We start from the raw sequence: 19,256 nt of genomic DNA on the forward strand, positions 1-19,256 counted from the left end.
TTTTTATAAGACCTAACAAATTAACTCTTCTCCCTTTTTTAACTTTCCAACTTTTTATTTAGCCTTCTAACTTATTAAAATCCGGCTTTCAGCGATAAAGTAAATTGCCGGGGAATAGGAGTAGCTACTCCGCCCGCGCCAAAAAACTCCGGATCCTGACCATTCAATTTTTTATCCGCATAAATCAGCCAGATATTATTAGCTACTAAGCTTACAGATACCGTATTAAAACCTATCCCGCTTAAGCGAGCTGCTGGTAAATTATAAGTAAGGGTTGCTTGTTTCAGGCGCACAAAATCACCATCAGCCACCCGGGCAGTAGAATAATTGTAGTTATTATAAGGATAACCCGTTAACTGCGCTACTTCAATACGGTCTAGAATAGAAGGAATATTAGTAGTATTCTCGTCGCCGGGTAAAGTCCAGCGGTTTAAGAATTCTTTAGGCATGGCATCTAAATCAGTATAGCTCGATTTAAAGGCGGGGTTCAGCCGGATTACGTTACCAGCGCTATAGGTTACTAAAGCGGATAACGAGAAATTTTTATATCGGAAAGAGTTAAACCAACCACCAGTAACTATAGGATCAACGGAACCTTCGTATTTTAAATGCTGTATTTTGTCGCTTTGCAGGTACACGTCGCCGCTCTTTTCCCCGTCTTCGTTTATAAAGATGGGCGAGCCGTTTTGGGAATCGAGCCCTTGGAAATCAATGGAAAATAAACCGCGGTACGGATAACCTTGCAGAGCGCCGCCATTCGGACCAACTAATGCCCAGATATCGGGGTCGTTTCGTAGTTCGGTAATTTTGCCTTTATTATAGGCGCCGGTAAGCTGAGTGCGGAAGCCGTAATCTTGTTCGTTTATAATGTTGCTACCTAGCGTTAATTCCAAGCCTTTCGACTCCATATCAGCGTAGTTCGCTACTTTATATTCTTCCCCGCCAATACCCGAAGTCCGGATACTACCGATCAGGTCAAAACCGTTGCGTTTGTAAGCATCTATGGTTACTGATACCCGGTCATTAAACAAACCAATATCCATACCCACATTGGTTTCATATTGCTTCTCCCAGGTTAATTCAGAGTTTTCGAGATATTGAATCCCAATAGCTGATTCTACTTCGGATAAATAAGGCCGCCGGGTGCTGATATTTTCTAAAACTAGACTGGAGTTAGTGGCATTTCCCATACTGGCGGTAAGTCCGTAGGTAGCCCGTAAAGTGAGCCGGTTTACTTTGTTTAAGAAAGCTTGCATAAAGCCTTCGGTATCTACGTTCCAGGAGCCGCTCACATTCCAGGTAGGTAACCAGCGGGCGGCACGGGCCTGACCGAGTAGGTTAGAACCGTCGTAGCGAACCGTTCCGTTTAGGTTATACTTACCCTTATACGAATATGCTCCGTTGGCCATAAAGGCCAGAAAGCGCTCGTAGCGCATGGTCATGCCATAGTAATTAAAATTACCTTCTACATTTTGTTTAATCAGGCGGTAATCTACGTAGGGTACCCCACCTTTGTCGTACTGGTAACCGTAGCCATTAAAAATTTTATTTTGCCGGTCGGTGTAACGTAATTCCTGCGAAGTAAAAAGACGTATCGTATGAATTTCGTTGAAAGTTTTATCCCATTCTAACTGGTTGCGAAAGTTGTAGTTAACCAAATTATCATCGTTGGTATTATAAAATCCGCCGTAAGGCAATACTACTACAGGTTCTGCCTCCGGATTATCCGGGTCACGGTACAAAAATTTATTCCGTTCCCGAATAGTAGCATCACCAGCGGCGCGGTAAGCATTAGCCATATTCGAATTTTCCCGCACTTTGTGCTCCTGGCCGGTTCTGGCGTACCGCAGGGCTCCTAAAAAGCTATATTTTAAATTAGGCAGAATCTTGTAAGTAAATTCGCCTTGCAGCTTTAAGTCCAGTAAAGAAATATCAAGGGTATTATTTTCGAGTTCGTCGAGAATATTAAAGGGAGCATAGTTGCGGCGGAAATATTCGCGGTTACCGTTTTGGTCGTAAGCCCGCAGGGTTCGGCTGGTGTTTAAAGCATAGCTGTAAGGGTTGATATCAAAATCGCGGTCGTACTGCCCGCTTACGGCATTACTTACCCGGCCAATAGTACCCGGTGCCTGTTGGTCGCGGATGGAGCCTTGCGAAATCAAACCAAACGAAATTTTATCCGACACATTGAAGTTAGCCCGTACGTTGCCGGTAAAGCGCTTTACCTGGTCGGCCACGGTCCAACCGTTATCCTGTAAATAACTAGTAGAAATATAAAATTGTGATTTTTCGGTTCCCGATGATACGCTTAAGGAATGCTCCTGCATGAACGAATTGCGGAATAATGTATCAAACCAATCGGTATTCGCGCGGGCATAGGGCTCTAAGAAAGCAGCTCTCGCCTCCGGCGTATTTTGTAAGCCAAACTGGCCAGTAGCAGGGTCGAAACGATTAATCTCGTCGTACATTTTAGTAAATACGCCCCCATCTTGCCGCCGCGAAGCATCTGAATGGTTCAGCCAGCCTTTACGTTGCAGCTCACTGTACACCGACATTTGGTCGGCGGAGTTCATGATGTTGAAATTACTGTAGGTAGGCTTTAAGTAAGTAGTAAAATTGCCCGTATAGGAAACAATAGGTTTACCTACTTTTCCTTTTTTTGTAGTTATTACAATTACGCCGTTCATGGCGCGGGCTCCGTACAAGGCCGTAGCCGAGGCATCTTTTAGAATCTGAAAGCTTTCAATGTCGTTCGGGTTTAAACCAGCCACCGAAGAACCCACTAAAGTAGAAGGGTCGCCGGTAGATAATTGTTCATTCGATACGTTTACAATATCTTCTAAGGGAATGCCGTCTACTACCCACAACGGTTTGTTTTCGCCGGTAATGGAAGTAGCGCCCCGTACCCGTATTTTAGGCGCCGCACCAAAGGTTCCCGATACGTTCTGTACCGATACACCGGCAACCCGCCCTTCCAGCATGCGGCTTACATCATTTACTCCTTCCCGCTTCGAATCATCGGCTTTCAGGAGAGCGGCCGAACCAGTAAATAGCTTTCGATCAATAGTTTGGTAACCAGTAACCACCACTTCATTTAAAGCACTAATATCTTCAGACAAAGTAACATTAAAAGAAGTACGGCCCGCTACCGGAATTTCCTGACTTTTATAACCAATCATTGAAAATACCAGTACCGCAGCATTGTCTTTCACGGTTAATTTAAAATTACCGTTGGCATCGGTGGTAGTACCGTTATTAGTTCCCTTTTCCACTACCGTTACCCCAGCACCATTTTCGGTACCACCAGCGCCTTGTACTTTTACAGTACCGCCTACGGGAACATCCCAAACCGTAACGATGTGCTCACGGGCTACTGTTGGAACAGACAACGAGGAAAAGCTTAGGGAACCTAGTAAAAATATAATTTTTAATCGTCGTACTTTATTTGGGTAATTATTTTGATGCATATAAATCCTGATTTTATACGAAAGGGTAATTTATATTTTACCCTATTAGCAGATTTCCTTTACAGAAGATAATTTACAGAAATAATGTGAATTAATCTCATATAGGAAACTAATAATTTATACTGCCTGAATCAGCAGAATAAACAGGAGCAAAACAGTGCAAAAAGAAATAAGTTTTAAAGTTTGGATTGATTTAGAAGAATACCCAAATAGTACGAAAACAAGCTAAGTTATATTGCAGAAAATTAAAGCAAAATTTAATTTTTTTACTAAATACATTTTTTATTCAACCGAAAAACTCGGGCTAATTTACCCGATTGAAAATACACGTGTAGTTCCGCGAACAGAATTTGTTCCTATTCATTGGATGTAAAAAAAAGCTGCTAATTTAAAAATTTAGACGGTAGAAAAGCTAAATGGAAGAGTAACTCAGCGGAAAGAAATCAAGAATCACTTTAATGAGCTTGAGAAGCGAATCTCTATTAATGAAAGGCAAAGAAAAAAAATTAAGTTATAAACAAAAAGGCAGTTATATAACTGCCTTTTTTATGCAGGTGAGTTAACTTATAAGTAAAAGTAACCTTCTCCTACTAAAACACTTTTACCCCCAACTTTAACTCCGGTAATGGTATCGTTCTCGTGCCCAATGGTAATATACAATAAACTGGGGCGACCCATTTCAAAGCCTTGTTCACAGATAATTTTAACTTCGGTTGTGTCCGTTTCTGTTGGTACCAAGCCGTGATGCACCAAGTAACAACCCAAAGGACCGCAAGCACTACCTGTAGCAGGATCTTCCGGAATGCCAAAAGCAGGAGCGAACATGCGACCGTGTACAGTATGTGCCGCTTGCTCTGTTTCTAGGGAGAACAGAAAAATGCTGTCGGTATTTATATAACGTAGCTGATTTTCGAGTACTTCGGTACGCAAACGCGCTTTTTTAACCGCCGCCATACTTTTTAATGGAACATACAAGTAAGGTACACCGCACGAAACTACTTGTGCCGGTTGTTCCGTTACAATATCTGCTACATCAACTGAAAGTAAATCTGCTAAAACCTGCGCATTTGTTACGGTTTGCCCAAACTCCGGTAAGGGTTGCGACATGGTAATTAATCCCAAATCCTGACCATTCTGCTCAAATACTATTGGTATATCTCCTACTCCTTCTTCAAAAATTAACCGGTTCCGACCTTCCGCCGATAATAATTTTTGTTGTAATAACACGTATGCAGTGCCAATAGTTGGGTGGCCTGCCATTGGCAATTCCTTGCCCGGCGTGAAAATTCGCAATTTTATATCATTCTGCGGATTTTCTGGGGGCAGTACAAAGGTTGTTTCAGAAAGGTTTAATTCTTTCGCGATGCGTTGCATTAAATGTTCGGGCACTTCCTGACCATCCGGAAAAACCGCTAGTTGGTTACCTCCGAATACCTCATCCGTGAAAACGTCCGCTAAATAATACAATACTTTTTTCATGCTTTAGTAGCTACCAGAGCTTGATCAATATCCGCAATTAAATCGTTCACGTTTTCTAATCCAACGGATATCCGGATAAGACCATCAGAAATACCTACTGCCGTCCGTTCAGATTCGGTCAGTTTAGAATGGGTAGTAGAAGCCGGATGCGTAACAGTAGTACGCGTATCGCCCAGGTTAGCTGTTTTAGAAGCGATTTGTAAAGCATCCATAAATTGGTGCGCGCGCGCATAACCACCTTTTACCACGAAGGTAACAATGCCACCGCCTTGTTTCATTTGTTTTTTAGCCAACTCGTATTGCGGGTGCGAGGGTAAAAACGGATACAAAACGCTCTCCAATTCAGGATGATTATCTAAGAACTCTGCTAAAGTTAAAGCACTCTGACAGTGCCGATCCATCCGGACAGGTAAAGTTTCAAGGCTTTTACTTAAAATCCAGGCATTAAACGGCGATAAAGCCGGCCCTGTATGGCGCGCAAAAAAACGAATTTCGTCGATTAAATCTTGCCGTCCTACAATTATACCACCTAATACCCGGCCTTGGCCATCAATAAATTTAGTAGCCGAATGAATAACCAAATCTGCGCCGTAAGATATTGGGGTTTGCAGGTAAGGTGTGGCAAAACAGTTATCAACACTTAAAATTAAATTGTGTTTCTTTTTTAAGTTGCCCAGCCATTCTAAATCTATCAACTCCAACTGCGGATTTGAAGGAGTTTCGATAAAAATTAATTTAGTATTTGGCTGAATTAGCGCTTCCCATTCTTCCGGACGAGCTGCATCGGCATAGGTATGCGTAATACCCCACTTAGACAGAACTTTGGTAAGCAATTGGTGCGACGACCCAAACACCGAACGTGAAGCCAGAATATGATCGCCGGATTGCAAGATGGCTCCAAAACCAGAAAAAACTGCCGCCATACCTGTAGCAAAGGCAAAGCCATCTTCGGCACCTTCTAACAAACACATCTTATCAATGAACTCAGATGTATTCGGATTGGAAAAGCGGGAATAGATATTCCCTTCCAGTTCATCGGCAAATAAGGCACGTCCCTGCTCGGCCGTTTCGAAAGTGAAACTGGAGGTAAGGTAAAGCGGCGTTGAATGCTCCCGAAATTCGCTACGATTCGGATGAGTACGTATTACTTTGGTTTCGTTATTTTCCACAATTTGTAATTACTAGTTGCAAGTTACAGGCTAAAGAATAAAAGCTAGCTTACTCTTACTGGCTTAATCAGTTGTAAACTAAATTTTACTTTTTCCTATCTAAAATTAAAAAAGCATTGTGATGATATTTCGCAAACTTACGAGGATCACAATTAATCCTACTAAGATCATCATGGTTTTTATCGGAAGTTTACGGGCTAGGATTGCTGCAATGGGGGCTGCCACCACGCCACCGAGTACTAATCCGGCTATTACCTGCCAATGGTTAAAGCCAATAAGGGCAAAGAAAGTAATGGAGCTTGCCAGTGAAACAAAAAATTCTGCCAGGTTTACGGAGCCAATAGTGTACAAAGGACTACGGCCACTGGCAATTAACGAAGACGACACAATTGGTCCCCAGCCCCCGCCACCTACCGAATCCAGGAAGCCACCTGCCGTAGCGAGTATGCCTAATTTCCGGATAGGTTTACGCTTAGTAGTTTTCTTTAAAGCTTTCTTAATGATAACACCCCCTAAAAACAAAGTGTATAATGCTACCAATGGTTTAATGATATACACGTAATTTTCGGCGGAAGAAAGTACGTAAGCTCCTAAGATAGCGCCTATTACGCCGGGTAATAACAAATTCTTAAATAATTTACTATTTACATTCCGGAAACGCAGGTGCATTAATCCGGATACGCCGCTGGTAAATATTTCGGAAGCATGCACGCTGGCGCTGGCAAAGGCTGGTGGAACGCCCACCGTAAGCAAAAAAGTAGTGGCACTTACGCCGTAAGCCATACCCAAGGCGCCGTCAATCATTTGAGCAACGAAACCAGCCAACATAAACCAAAGTATTTTAGAATCAATGTTTTGAGCGGCCTGGCGGGCATAAACGCCAAGAGTATCCATGGGTAAAAGGCTAAAAAGCAAATGCCCGGAAATCATTAATCCTAAACAGGCAAAGGCAACTATAAACTGATACCTCCGGGAATGTTTAATATGCGGTATTAAAGGAATGGGAGCAGGTTTAGGTGGTTCAGCTGCAATCACTTCAGTTGAAGTTCCCGGTTTTTCTACCAAAACCGAAGTTATGGTATTTAGTTGTTTTACTTTTTCCGCGAAATCGCCTTTTAAACTATTCCGGATTTGCTGCAAGTTGTCTAGCACAGCTTCTAATTCGTCCGGGAAAGTTTCGTTTAATACTTCTTTTACTCGTTTAGCTACCGTTGGGGATTTACCATTAGTAGAAATAGCAATTTTTAGATTGCCTTTCTGCACGATAGAACTCAGGTAAAAATCGCATTCATCTGGCGTATCGGCTACGTTGGCCAGTAATTTCTGATCTTTTGCTTCTTGTTTAATCTGCCTATTTAGGGCTTTATCATTGGTGGCTACAATTACTAAATCTTTTTCTTCTAGATCGGTAATAGTATAAGGCCTTTCCAGTAAGGTTACGTGGGGATGCTGTTCGGCCAGTTCTTTTATTTGCGGTAAAATTTGCGTTGCAACCAGCGTAACCCTAGCTTCCGGACTGTTACGAAGCACTGCTGATATTTTTTCTTCTCCCACTAGCCCCCCGCCCACAATTAAGGTATGCAGTTCGTGTAGTTTCAGGAAAACCGGAAAAAGATAATTTTCCTGGTCGGTAGCAGTTAAGGAATTAGGTTCAGTTAACACAAATTTTAAATCACAGATTAAACGGATTACACAGATTTAGCAGATTTATTTCTGATATACAGATTGACGCGGATTCCACGGGTTTACCTAAAAACTTGTAAAGTTTAAAGAGACTTTACTTATTTCAAAATAAACTACTATGATTAACATATTGAATCAGAATAATTAAGAGGATTAACTTAATTATTCTGATTCAATATGTTAATCATAGTAGTGGAATTCGCGTTAATCCGCGCTTCAAACATTCAGCAAATCGGCTAATACTTCCGGACGTTTTACTTCTTCGCCGCGATAAGTTTTAGCAGCGGTTAAGAAACTATCGGCTTCGGTTAAAAATTGCAGGGCAAATTCCTGACTTGGTTCGTTCTGGTTAATTTGCAGCACATGCGTTTTAAAATCCGGATCGAAGGTAAAAGTGCCATTGGCTACAAAATGCGTATCAAAATCGTTGATAATACCAATTTGCGTATTGCAGGCTATTCCTTTACTCAACAATAATGCTTTGGCGGTACCCACAAAAATGCTGTAGCTATGATAGATAGAATCCGCGTACATGCCGTTTTTTAAGGCTTCTACTGACCATTCCAGTTTTTCTTCTACCTCATACAACAAAGTAGCTACCAAATCAATCATTACCCCAGCGCATTCTCCTACTCCAATTGCAGTGGCGTATTCTTCTACGTGGCCCCAGTCTTTGTAATCGTCGGGAGCCATGGTACTTAAATCGGCAAGTGGTTTTAATAACTGATAAAAATAATTTTTACCCTGACGGTCGTAGTACGAGTTAAAATATTCGCCGTCGTAAGCGTTAGTTTCAAAATCGTTGAACAGGAAGCGCAAAATGTGTGGCCCCCGCTTAGTTGGCACTTTAATTACCCGGTCAGCTACACGGCCTTCGCCGTTACCCAGCGTACCGCCACCCAGCATTACCTGTAAAGCAGGAACAACGGCATTGCCGTGTTTAATAGAGCTGCCGTGGAAACCAATATTTGCTAAACCGTGCTGCCCGCAAGAGTTCATGCAACCACTAATTTTTATTTTAATGTCGTGGTTATATACTAAATCTGGAAACTCTTCGGCAATCATATTTTCCAGCACTTCGGCAATACCCATGCTGTTGGTAATTCCTAAATTACAAGTATCGGTACCGGGGCAGGTAGTAATATCGGCGGTACTGTCAAAACCTGGTTTAGCTAACCCTAATTTATTTAATTCCTGAAAAAAGTAAGGTAAAGCTTCGAGCCGGATATATTTAAACAGTAAGCCTTGGTTAGCCGTTACCCGAATATCATTGGCGGCAAAATCTTTTACTAAATCGGCTATTTTACGGGCAACATCGGTTTTGATATCGCCCATTAGCACCCGTGTTCTTACCGAATAAAAACCTTTTTGCTTTTGCTCCACTACGTTGGTTTTCAACCAGGCCTCGTAATGATTTTGATTTAAAATTTCTACGGCCGGTATTTCCCGTTCAGGAGCTGGCTCGGGTTGTGGAATAGCGTTGCGATCGATAACGTACGATTTACTTTTATTAGCCGTACGTTCCTGTGCTACTAAATCTATAAAAGCTTCAAAGCCAATTTTAGCAATCAGGTATTTCAAACGGGCTTTATTGCGGCTGGTACGTTCCCCGTGGCGGTCAAATACCCGAATAACCGCTTCGATTAACGGAATAACCTGGTCTTCGGGTAAAAATTCATAACCGAGTTTGGCCAACATAGGCTGTGCTCCTAAACCTCCGCCTAACACTACCCGGAAACCGCGTACTTCTTCGCCATTCTCCATTTTAACTTTAGGCACAAATCCTACATCGTGCATATAGGCCATGGCCGTATCTGCTTCTGAAGCGGAAAAACTAATTTTAAACTTCCGGCCCATATCCTGGCAAATAGGATTGCGCACAAAATACCGGAACGTTTCGTAGGCATAAGGCGATACATCAAATGGCTCGTTCGGGTCGATACCGGCGTCGGGGGAAGCGGTTACGTTACGTACAGTATTACCGCAAGCTTCGCGTAAAGTAATATCATCTTCGGCTAACTTAGACCATAGTTCCGGAGTGCGGTCGAGGCTCACAAAGTGAATCTGAATATCCTGCCGGGTAGTTAAATGCAAGTTTTTGCTAGCGTACTCATCGGATACATCGGCAATTTTGAGTAATTGCTTTACAGTAAAACGGCCAAAAGGCAATTTAATGCGCACCATTTGCACCCCAGGTTGGCGCTGGCCGTAAATACCCCGGGTTAAACGTAAACTCCGGAATTTTTCGTCTGGTAGCTGACCGCCCCGGAATTGGCGTATTTTCTTGTCGAGATCAATTATTTCTTTTGAAACCAATGGATTCTCGAATTCTGTCCGAAAACTTAACATACTATATTTCTTTATTTTCTTTTATCCAACTTAATACTAAAAAGGCCTTTTCTTACTTAAAGAAAGGCCCAACACACAACTATTTACTTTATAAAAGGCAATAGCTTATAATGGCCCATCATTCGCAGCACAACAACACATACAACAACAGGAAGCAAGAGTATATACCATATTATCTATATCGTTTTAATAGAATTAGCCCGGAATTAAAAAGGCCTTTCCTGGTTTGCAGAAAAGGCCTTAATTAAAAATATATTTTACAATCAAGCCTTCCCTGCCAAAGCCATACAACAGAAACCACAGCATGCCATGGAATTGCAGAAAATAGCAGAAAAAGCGTTTTGTGTATTCATTATTTTATTTAATGCCGTAAATATAAAGGTATGTTACGAACTTCCAGCAGCTTAGATTTATTTTTTTTAAGAAAGCTCCAAAACAATTGCGGCTTATGCAAGCAAATAACATTTTTATTAGGTAATTGTTCCGTAAAACTTTTAAAATTATAGATTCATAACCTTTACCAGTACCAAACCCCAAAGAATTTTACATTTTAAAAATTACCTTGATATTATTAACTTTTTTGTTTCAATTAATTTATTGGCATACCATAACCGACAATAGTACATTCCATTAGCAAGGTTCGGGAGCTTTAAAAGTACAAAGTTATCTGTAGCAGCTTGGGTTAAGACTACTTGTCCCACACTATTTACTATTTGAACTTGCTGTAATTCTTTATTCGCGGGAGCTACTATTGAAACTTGCTCTTGAGCCGGATTAGGAAAAATAACCGGTTCTGTTCCAGTTACGCGGATGTATTGCGTTTTAGTAACCGCATCGGATATAGAACTAAAACTGGCCGTAAACGAAACGGCGTAAATACCTGGCTGATCGTACCGAACCATTGGGTTCTGTTCTGTAGAAGTAGCGATGTTACCCCCTTCAAACGCCCAGGCCCATCCGTTGGCTCGTACTCCAATACTAGCATCCTGAAACTGCACCGTTGTTCCAGCTACAATAATAGTATCAGATACTTCGAAATCGGCGGTGAGCGGACTGGTACACACCACTGCCGTAGTTAATATATTCTGACGGACAGTACTTAAGATGCTTTGCATGTATTCGGCCTGATCCTGCGTAAACAAATTCATACAGGCATCATCGGTATAATCGAGAAAGTTCTGGTACATATTGCCGCCTGCCGAGCCATTGCTACAGGATTCTACTTTGCCCGTTGGGCAACCAGTAGAAGGCTTATCCTGATTAGGGGTATCATTAATATCATCGGAGTCGTTACAACTACCTGTATCGTTAGTGCCCCAGATATGTTGTAATCCCAACCAATGAGCAATTTCATGCGTACCCGTACGGCCTAAATTAAATCTGGAGGCAAACGGATTAGCGGGTGCCCGGCCAATAGTGGTATAATCCAACACTACTCCATCTGTTTCGGCAAGACTACCTGGATATTGCGCGTAACCAAGAGTTTTACTTTGAAGGTTACATACCCAAATATTTAAATACCGTTCACTATCCCAAGCATTCTGACCGCCATAAACTGAAAATTTAACGGCATCGTCCTGATCAAATTCAGTAGTGGAGGTAAACTTGCGTGTAACACCCGTAGTAGGATTACCTTTGGGGTCACGGGTAGCTAAACAAAATTGAATGCGGGAGTCGGCAGCCACGCCTTTAAACTGCGGCAATGTTTGGGAAGAATCCGCATTAAGGCGACGATAATCTTCGTTTAAAATTTCTAATTGCGAGAGTATCTGCTCGGTAGATATGTTTTCCTGACTAGTGTGATACACCACATGAAATACCACCGGCACTACGGTTACTGGTTGTTGCAACCGCGCCAACTTTTTCTGCTGCCGATACTTTTGAGCCCGTTTCTTTGCTTTTTGCATTTGATTAAGTAAATCCGGGTGAAGTTGCTGCAAGCGTTGTGTTACTTCGTTGGTGGCGCAGCGAGGTTTTGGATTTGGTTGTTGCGCCATAACAGTACCCGCTAGTAAAAGTAGCCAGATAATACAAACAGAATTAGTTAAACGCAAGGAGATAATTTTCAAAACTGGTAGAAGTTTAAGCATACATATGGTAATTCGTTAAAATCATATGCCTGGTTATTAAAACGATAAACTATTTACTTTTCGTTTAATAATTACAAGAACCATTTACTTCATTATTAATGTAAAAGGTATAATCATACAAAAGCCCGGCATAAAGCCAGGCTTTCGTGTAATTTAATTTCTTAAAAACTAGGTTCTGATTTTGTGACCAGCAACGGCATAATACCATATAAACAGGTAACATGGTACCATAATCCAGTAAGCCTGCTGTAAGTTAATAACATCGCCTAATTTACCGTAAAGTAAAGGAATAATGGCTCCCCCAGAAATTGCCATAATAATATAAGAAGAACCTATTTTAGTAAAACGGCCTAAATCTGCCAGGGCCAGAGGCCAAAGCGCCGGCCACATAAGCGAGTTGGCTAAGCCTAATAGCGAAATAAATAATACGGATACATACCCATCTGTAAATATGGCGGCTAAAGATAATATCACCCCAATAATAGCACATACTTTAAGGGCTTTGTCTTGCGTAAAGTACTTCGGAATACAAATAATTCCCACAATGTAGCCTACAATCATAGCAATAAGCGTATACGTGGTAAAAAACTTAGCCACCGTAAGTGGAATCTGATGATAATTATTCGCGTAGCTGATAACAGTATCACCGGCCATTACTTCTACCCCCACGTATAAGAAAAAGGTGAGCACGCCTATTACTAAATGTGGGAATTGGAATACACTGGTTTTACGTACATTAGCCGCTGCTACTGTTTCATCTTCCTTGTCGGTATCAATTTCGGGTAAGCCGGAGAAATAAATCATTATAGCTAAAACAACCAGCACCGCTACCATAATTAAATAAGGCGTAATAACCCGAGCCGCCAGTTCATTTAATTCGGCGGCTTTTTGTACGGCATCCATGCTGCTGATACGGGCATTAAGCGCATCGGCATCTTGTAATACAATGGCCCCTAAAATAATAGGAGCTAAAGCCCCCGCTACTTTATTACAAATACCCATAATACTAATGCGTTTGGCGGCACTTTCTAATGGCCCCAAAATAGTAATGTACGGGTTAGAGGCTGTTTGCAGAATGGCTAACCCGGTACCCTGAATAAATAATCCCAGTAAAAACAAGGCATACTGCCGGGTAAGAGCCGCTGGAATAAATATTACGGCGCCTACGGCCATTATTAATAACCCAACCGACATCCCTTTCTTAAAACCAGTAACCTTAAGCACCCACGCCGATGGAATAGCCATGACCAGGTAAGAAATATAAAAAGCAAAGGCTACTAAATACGATTCAAAATTATTAAGCTCACAAGCAATTTTTAGATAAGGAATTAATACCGAATTTAACCAGGTTACAAACCCGAAAATAAAAAACAGCGCCCCTATTATTACAATGGAGCGCATATAATGTGCATTTGTGGCGGCCGGACTTGGAACAGGCTTTTGAGATACCGAACTGTTGGTCATGGTTGTTAAAAAGATGATTTCGTTTTGTACACAAACGTGCTAGCCGAAAGTAATAAATTATTTTGAAATTATAACAAGTAAGATTATTTGAGTTGGGACAACTTGGGTTAGAAAATAAATAGTAATTGAAAAAAGTAAAATTTATGTTTAACCTGATGCGGCGGCTGATTAAATCTGCTTAAAAACTATTAAGAAAGTAAGCCACAGTTAAAGTAAAACAAAGCATTTACTAAAATATGCCGCAGGCGTATTATCGGATAGTAGCCTGTACCTGGTAGCGCAGAGGATCAAAGAAAATAGTTTTTTGAGTGCCACTGATCTGGTAAGTTGCAATCTGGTTTTTACCGTTTACGGGAGCGCAAGTAAGGGAAAAATCTTTTGCCGATGATACCAGATAATTATCTTCCCGGTATTTACCGGAAATTTGGATTACCCGCTGCTCAGGCGAAAGACTAACTTCCAGGTATTCCACGGTAGCATCGCGGTAACCGGCGCGTTTGCGGTAAGTAGTTTTACTCTGACCATCGGAAGTGGTTAATTTTGATATGTCGTAGGCAGCCCGAAGAGCCGGTTTGTTTATATCTGCCTGACTAAAAGTTTCTAATTCCCGCGCCCAATTTACCTGAGGTAATAAGGTAGTTTCCGGAGAGCCTGGTTGCGTACTTACTTTTTTTTCTACTTGCGCACGGGTTGTTTCTAATTGCTTTACCTGACCGGCAATAAATTCATTCAAATTAAAATACGGTGCAGCCACCGTTGTAGAACGTGCCGGTGCAGCAGACTGGTTGTTACAACTAATCAACCAGCCTGCTCCTATCAGCAAACTATATTTCAGATAACGAATCAAGACAAATAAAATAATTAAACGTGCTGTAATAACGAATTTCCGGTCATATCTGGTGGTTGCGGTATGCCCATCAATTCCAGAATAGTAGGAGCTAAATCGCCTAACTTGCCATTCTGTAAAGTTCCCTGATAATCATTAGAAGCCAAAATAAACGGCACCAGGTTAGTAGTATGAGCAGTATTAGGAGTTCCATCCGGATTAATCATCATTTCGGCATTGCCATGATCGGCAATAACTATACAGGCATAATCGCTGGCTAAAGCAGTGGTTACTACTGCCTCGGCACACTGGTCTACGGTTTCTACGGCTTTTACGGCTGCTTCAAACACCCCGGTATGGCCTACCATATCCGGATTCGCAAAATTAAGACAGATAAAATCAGCGGTTTTGTCACGCAGTTCCGGCACAATTGTATCGCGAAGTTCAAAAGCGCTCATTTCTGGTTGCAGGTCGTAAGTAGCTACTTTAGGCGAAGCACACAATAAACGTTTTTCACCGTTAAAAACGGCTTCGCGGCCACCCGAGAAGAAAAAGGTAACGTGCGGGTATTTTTCGGTTTCAGCAATCCGGATTTGCGTTTTTCCGGCATTGGCAACTACTTCGCCCAGCGTATTATTTAAATTATCTTTATCAAAAATAGGCTTTACCCCAACAAAACTATCGTCGTAATTAGTAAGAGTAAGGTAATACAGGTTGAGCTTGTGCATATTTTGCTCATGAAAATCGCGCTGCGTTAAAGCTTGGGTTATTTCACGGCCCCGGTCGGTACGGAAGTTAAAACACAAAACTACATCGCCTTCTTCAATAATTGCTACAGGTTTACCGCCCGTATCAACTTTCACAATCGGTTTTACAAACTCATCGGTAATGCCAGCAACATAAGAATCTTGTAAGGCCGCAATAGGATTAGTAGTGGTTTGCCCGATGCCATGTACCATTAGATCATAGGCCTCTTTTACCCGTTCCCAGCGGTTATCCCGGTCCATAGCGTAATAGCGACCCACAATAGAGGCTAGTTCACCGGTGGTTTGAGCCATGTGGCTTTCCAAGCTTTGCAAATAACCTACCCCACCTTTGGGGTCAGTATCGCGGCCATCGGTAAAAGCGTGCACGTACACGTGCTTTAAGCCTTTATCAGCGGCAATAGAACATAAGGCTTTCAGGTGGTCTAGGTGCGAGTGTACCCCTCCATCGGAAACAAGGCCCATAAAATGCACTTTTTTATTCTGCGTTTGGGCATATTCCAGAGCTTCGGCTAAAACCGGCATTGTTTCGAGTTCGTGTTCCCGAATAGAAACGTTTATTTTTACCAAATCCTGGTAAACAACCCGGCCCGCACCAATGTTCATGTGACCTACTTCTGAATTCCCCATCTGTCCTTCCGGCAAACCTACCGCTTCGCCCGAGGCTTCAAGTTTAGCGTGCGGGAAACGTTGGTAAAGAGAGTCTACAAAAGGAGTCTGAGCTTGGTCCACAGCGGATACCCGGGTATCATTAGCAATTCCCCAGCCATCCAGAATTATTAAAATAACCTTTTTGTTCATGTTGCAAAGATAATATTCTGCATTAAAATGTATAATTTTTGTTAACTTGCTGCATTAAAATCCGAATAATACAATTATTGGTAGCGAACACCTTGGCACAGTTTTAGCACTTAGGCCATCAGATTACTTTAGGTCACTTATGAAAACGATTAAATTAGTTCTGACAATGCTGACATTTGTCATTACCTCTTGGGTATTTACAGGTCAGGTATATGCTCAGGACGATGTGCTGAGTGGTGTTCGGACAGCACTCAGTACCGGAGATTCAAAACAATTAGCGCAATATTTTAATACTTCCGTTGAAATAGGAATTGATGGTAATAAATCTACTTACAGCCAAACGCAAGCTGAATTTGTACTCCGTGATTTTTTTAGTAAACAAGCTCCAACAGGTTTAGAACGCTTACACAATGGTTCATCTGACCAGGGGCTAACGTACGAAATTATGAAATACAAATATAACGGTGGTTCTTATCGGGTAATGGTGTACATTAAACAATTTAGAGGCGCTAATCTGATAGACACTATTGAATTTACAAAAGAATAGTAATAGTGGGTGTATAGCCTATAGTTGATAGAAATAAATTACCAACTAGTTATTAGTAAGCGCAGAACCAAAAAGTTCTGCGCTTTTTTATTTTATGGCAAATACCTTTTTCTATTTACTTTTTTGTGTTAAAAAATAAATTCAGCATTAATCTTATGAGGCGTTTTGGCGTAATGACGAATAGTTGAGGAATGAAACAGTTGGTGCTTTTAAAGCCTAAAACTAAATTAACCTGTAACTTGCAACCTTTAACGTGTATTAAATAACTGATTTGTGAGACCATCTTATATAACCGACGAAGCCCTGGAACAATTTATTAAGCAAGCATTAGCCGAAGACGTAGGAGATGGTGACCATTCGTCGCTGGCCTCTATTCCGGATAGTGCCCAAAATGAAGCCCAGTTGTTAATAAAAGGTACGGGAATATTGGCAGGCGTAGAACTGGCCCAGGAAATTATTCGTTGCGTAGATCCTGCTTTGCGCGTAAATGTATATTTAACCGATGGCGCTACGGTTAAACCCGGCGATGTCGCCTTTATTGTTTCTGGTAAAGCCCAGTCTATTTTAACCGCCGAACGTCTGGTTTTAAATTGCATGCAGCGCATGAGTGGCATTGCTACCTATACCCACCAATTAAATCAACTAATTGCCGGTACAAACGCTCGTTTACTGGATACCCGCAAAACTACGCCCAACTTCCGGATGATGGAAAAATGGGCGGTATTAATTGGTGGCGGCGTAAACCACCGGTATGGTCTTTTCGACATGATTATTCTGAAAGATAACCACGTAGATTATGCCGGCGGTATTAAGCAAGCTATTGCGGCCACTAAAGATTACCTGCAACGAACAAACCGGCAATTAAAAATAGTAGTGGAAACCCGTAATTTACAGGAAGTACAACAAGTATTAGAAACCAGTGGTATAGATCGCATTATGCTGGATAACATGACACCTGATCAGTTGCGGGAAGCCGTGCAACTTATTGGCGGACGTGTTACTACCGAAGCTTCGGGTGGTATTACAAACGAAACAATTGCGGCCATAGCAGCTACCAGCGTCGATTATATTTCCGTGGGAGCTCTTACCCATTCGGTACGAAGCATGGATATAAGCCTGAAAGCAAGAAAATAATTTATTTAAACCTCCAAATCAAAAAGCCATTAAGTAAGCGGCAAAAATCTAATCTGGCTTTTTTAACAAGTTAAATTTTATCTACTTTTGTGCCGCTTTAAATTTATTAATTCCTAATTACCCAACGCGTGATTATTAAAACCAAAAAGTACAAGTTAGAAACGAGTACGTACATTAAAATGGCCATGTTCGAATTATTGCGCAAGCAATGGTGGTTCATTATTGGGCCAATTGCCGTGGCTTGCCTGGCCTTTATCTGGCCTTCGTGGTGGTTTATTTCCGGCGCTATTTTAATTGTAGTGCTCTATTTACTGTTCTGGGCCGTACAGTTTACCGGCGTTACCCAATTAGAACAAAATAAAATAATCTTCGAGAAAATGGCTTACGAGATCGATGGTCGTCAGATTTTAATGAAAATAAACGAAAAGCAAGGAATGCCGGTAACTTGGGAAATGATCAAAAGTGCCAAGAAAACCAACGATGCCTACCTACTTTCGTTATCAAAAGCTCAGTTTATTCACTTACCTTTCCGGATATTTTCCGGACCTAACGACCTTAAAATGATGGATGCTTATTTAAAACGTAAGAATCTGATTGCTTAACTTTAGTAACTAGCCGAAGACAATAATAGCGCTGGATTTAGTAAATATTCAGCATTAAAGGTATCCATTCTTTTAAAGAATCGTTCTAGCAAATAATAAAATTGCTGTTATACTCAATAGATTAAGAAATAAATGACAACAAAAGCTCTTACTTTAGCCCTTGCTTTGGGTACTTCGTGGTTAGTGGCCTGCAGCAGCGAACCTTCAGATTTACGACCAGAGAACAAAGTTTCCGTGGATCAAGTACCGCCAGGAACCCGTACTAGCGGTAACCTGGACAACGCGGCCGACAACAGTGCGCATGATAATTCCCGTGAAGATGTTATGCTGAACCACGATGAGCACTCCAATCAATCGCTTGATAATACAAAAGAACAAGTAGTTGATTCTACTAAAACTACTCAGAAAGATGCAGTAGAAAACCACGAATAATCAGTAAAAAGGAATACGTTTTATTCTTCCGGATTATTTTGCGTTAGACCTATTTTAAAGCATGAAATTAAAAAATATTGCATTTGCCATACTTATTGCAAGCAGCAGCTTCTTAGGAGCTTGTAATAACACAAATTCTGAAAAGAGTACCGCTACTGAAACGGCCGAAACAAATACGGCTCCGGACTCAGCTAGCACCGCCCAGTTGGCGTATATCTGCCCGATGCAGTGCGAAGGCAGCGCCAGCAACACGCCGGGTAAATGCCCGGTTTGTACCATGGATTTGGTAAAGAACCCTGATTTTAAAGGTACTACTGTTGCAGACTCAACAGCTTTATAGATGATTAAAATTATTACATACAGTAAAAAGACAGGTAGAAATATCTGTCTTTTTTATTGAATACATGTTGGTTTACTATTATCTGTCCAGTTTTCAGGTCTGTTTTCCA

General features: G+C 41.5%; 14 protein-coding genes and 1 pseudogene. 5 read left to right on the plus strand and 10 right to left on the minus strand.

Annotation, left to right across the window (positions count from 1 at the left end; genetic code table 11):
• Positions 1–74: 74 nt before the first annotated feature.
• From HUW48_RS24405 to gpmI, 10 genes and pseudogenes are all read right to left on the minus strand, one after another.
• Positions 75–3,467: a SusC/RagA family TonB-linked outer membrane protein gene (locus HUW48_RS24405; protein ID WP_182413414.1), complete on the minus strand. Its 3,393-nt coding sequence runs from the start codon at positions 3,465–3,467 to the stop codon at positions 75–77.
• Between the two features lie 564 nt (positions 3,468–4,031).
• Positions 4,032–4,946, minus strand: coding sequence for a PhzF family phenazine biosynthesis protein (locus HUW48_RS24410; protein WP_182413415.1), 915 nt, complete (start codon positions 4,944–4,946; stop codon positions 4,032–4,034).
• The gene (locus HUW48_RS24415) at positions 4,943–6,115 is read right to left on the minus strand and encodes an O-succinylhomoserine sulfhydrylase (RefSeq protein ID WP_182413416.1); all 1,173 of its coding nucleotides are present in this window, start codon (positions 6,113–6,115) and stop codon (positions 4,943–4,945) included. Before HUW48_RS24415 ends, HUW48_RS24410 begins: the two co-directional genes overlap by 4 nt.
• Before the next feature lie 105 nt (positions 6,116–6,220).
• Entirely contained in the window at positions 6,221–7,045 is an 825-nt protein-coding gene (locus tag HUW48_RS26890; protein WP_220464078.1) for a sulfite exporter TauE/SafE family protein, read from the minus strand.
• A gap of 132 nt (positions 7,046–7,177) precedes the next feature.
• Positions 7,178–7,777, minus strand: a pseudogene (locus HUW48_RS26895) (precorrin-2 dehydrogenase/sirohydrochlorin ferrochelatase family protein); the annotation flags it as partial.
• A 237-nt stretch (positions 7,778–8,014) separates the two neighbouring features.
• Entirely contained in the window at positions 8,015–10,147 is a 2,133-nt protein-coding gene (locus tag HUW48_RS24425) for a nitrite reductase (RefSeq protein ID WP_182413418.1), read from the minus strand.
• 557 nt (positions 10,148–10,704) lie between these two features.
• Positions 10,705–12,216 (minus strand): M43 family zinc metalloprotease, encoded by a 1,512-nt coding sequence (locus HUW48_RS24430; protein WP_182413419.1) that lies wholly within the window; start codon positions 12,214–12,216, stop codon positions 10,705–10,707.
• 189 nt (positions 12,217–12,405) lie between these two features.
• A complete protein-coding gene (locus tag HUW48_RS24435) occupies positions 12,406–13,701 on the minus strand; it encodes a sugar MFS transporter (RefSeq protein ID WP_182413420.1) in 1,296 nt (431 codons plus the stop codon).
• 250 nt (positions 13,702–13,951) lie between these two features.
• Complete coding sequence (locus HUW48_RS24440; RefSeq protein ID WP_182413421.1) at positions 13,952–14,548, minus strand: hypothetical protein; 597 nt, start codon at positions 14,546–14,548, stop codon at positions 13,952–13,954.
• Between the two features lie 14 nt (positions 14,549–14,562).
• Positions 14,563–16,092, minus strand: a complete 1,530-nt coding sequence (gpmI, locus tag HUW48_RS24445; protein ID WP_182413422.1) for a 2,3-bisphosphoglycerate-independent phosphoglycerate mutase — start codon at positions 16,090–16,092, stop codon at positions 14,563–14,565.
• A 166-nt stretch (positions 16,093–16,258) separates the two neighbouring features.
• Here gpmI and HUW48_RS24450 point away from each other — a divergent pair, with 166 nt between their 5' ends.
• The 5 genes from HUW48_RS24450 (at position 16,259) to HUW48_RS24470 (ending at position 19,147) form a co-directional block, all read left to right on the plus strand.
• Positions 16,259–16,639: a DUF4783 domain-containing protein gene (locus HUW48_RS24450; protein WP_182413423.1), complete on the plus strand. Its 381-nt coding sequence runs from the start codon at positions 16,259–16,261 to the stop codon at positions 16,637–16,639.
• A 273-nt stretch (positions 16,640–16,912) separates the two neighbouring features.
• Entirely contained in the window at positions 16,913–17,773 is an 861-nt protein-coding gene (nadC, locus tag HUW48_RS24455) for a carboxylating nicotinate-nucleotide diphosphorylase (protein ID WP_182413424.1), read from the plus strand.
• Between the two features lie 128 nt (positions 17,774–17,901).
• Entirely contained in the window at positions 17,902–18,375 is a 474-nt protein-coding gene (locus HUW48_RS24460; RefSeq protein ID WP_182413425.1) for a YcxB family protein, read from the plus strand.
• 132 nt (positions 18,376–18,507) lie between these two features.
• Positions 18,508–18,807 (plus strand): hypothetical protein, encoded by a 300-nt coding sequence (locus HUW48_RS24465; RefSeq protein ID WP_182413426.1) that lies wholly within the window; start codon positions 18,508–18,510, stop codon positions 18,805–18,807.
• A gap of 61 nt (positions 18,808–18,868) precedes the next feature.
• The gene (locus HUW48_RS24470) at positions 18,869–19,147 is read left to right on the plus strand and encodes a heavy metal-binding domain-containing protein (protein ID WP_182413427.1); all 279 of its coding nucleotides are present in this window, start codon (positions 18,869–18,871) and stop codon (positions 19,145–19,147) included.
• The last annotated feature ends 109 nt before the right edge of the window (positions 19,148–19,256 follow it).

Origin of the sequence: Adhaeribacter radiodurans, assembly GCF_014075995.1 — a bacterium.
GTDB classification, from domain to species: domain Bacteria; phylum Bacteroidota; class Bacteroidia; order Cytophagales; family Hymenobacteraceae; genus Adhaeribacter; species Adhaeribacter radiodurans.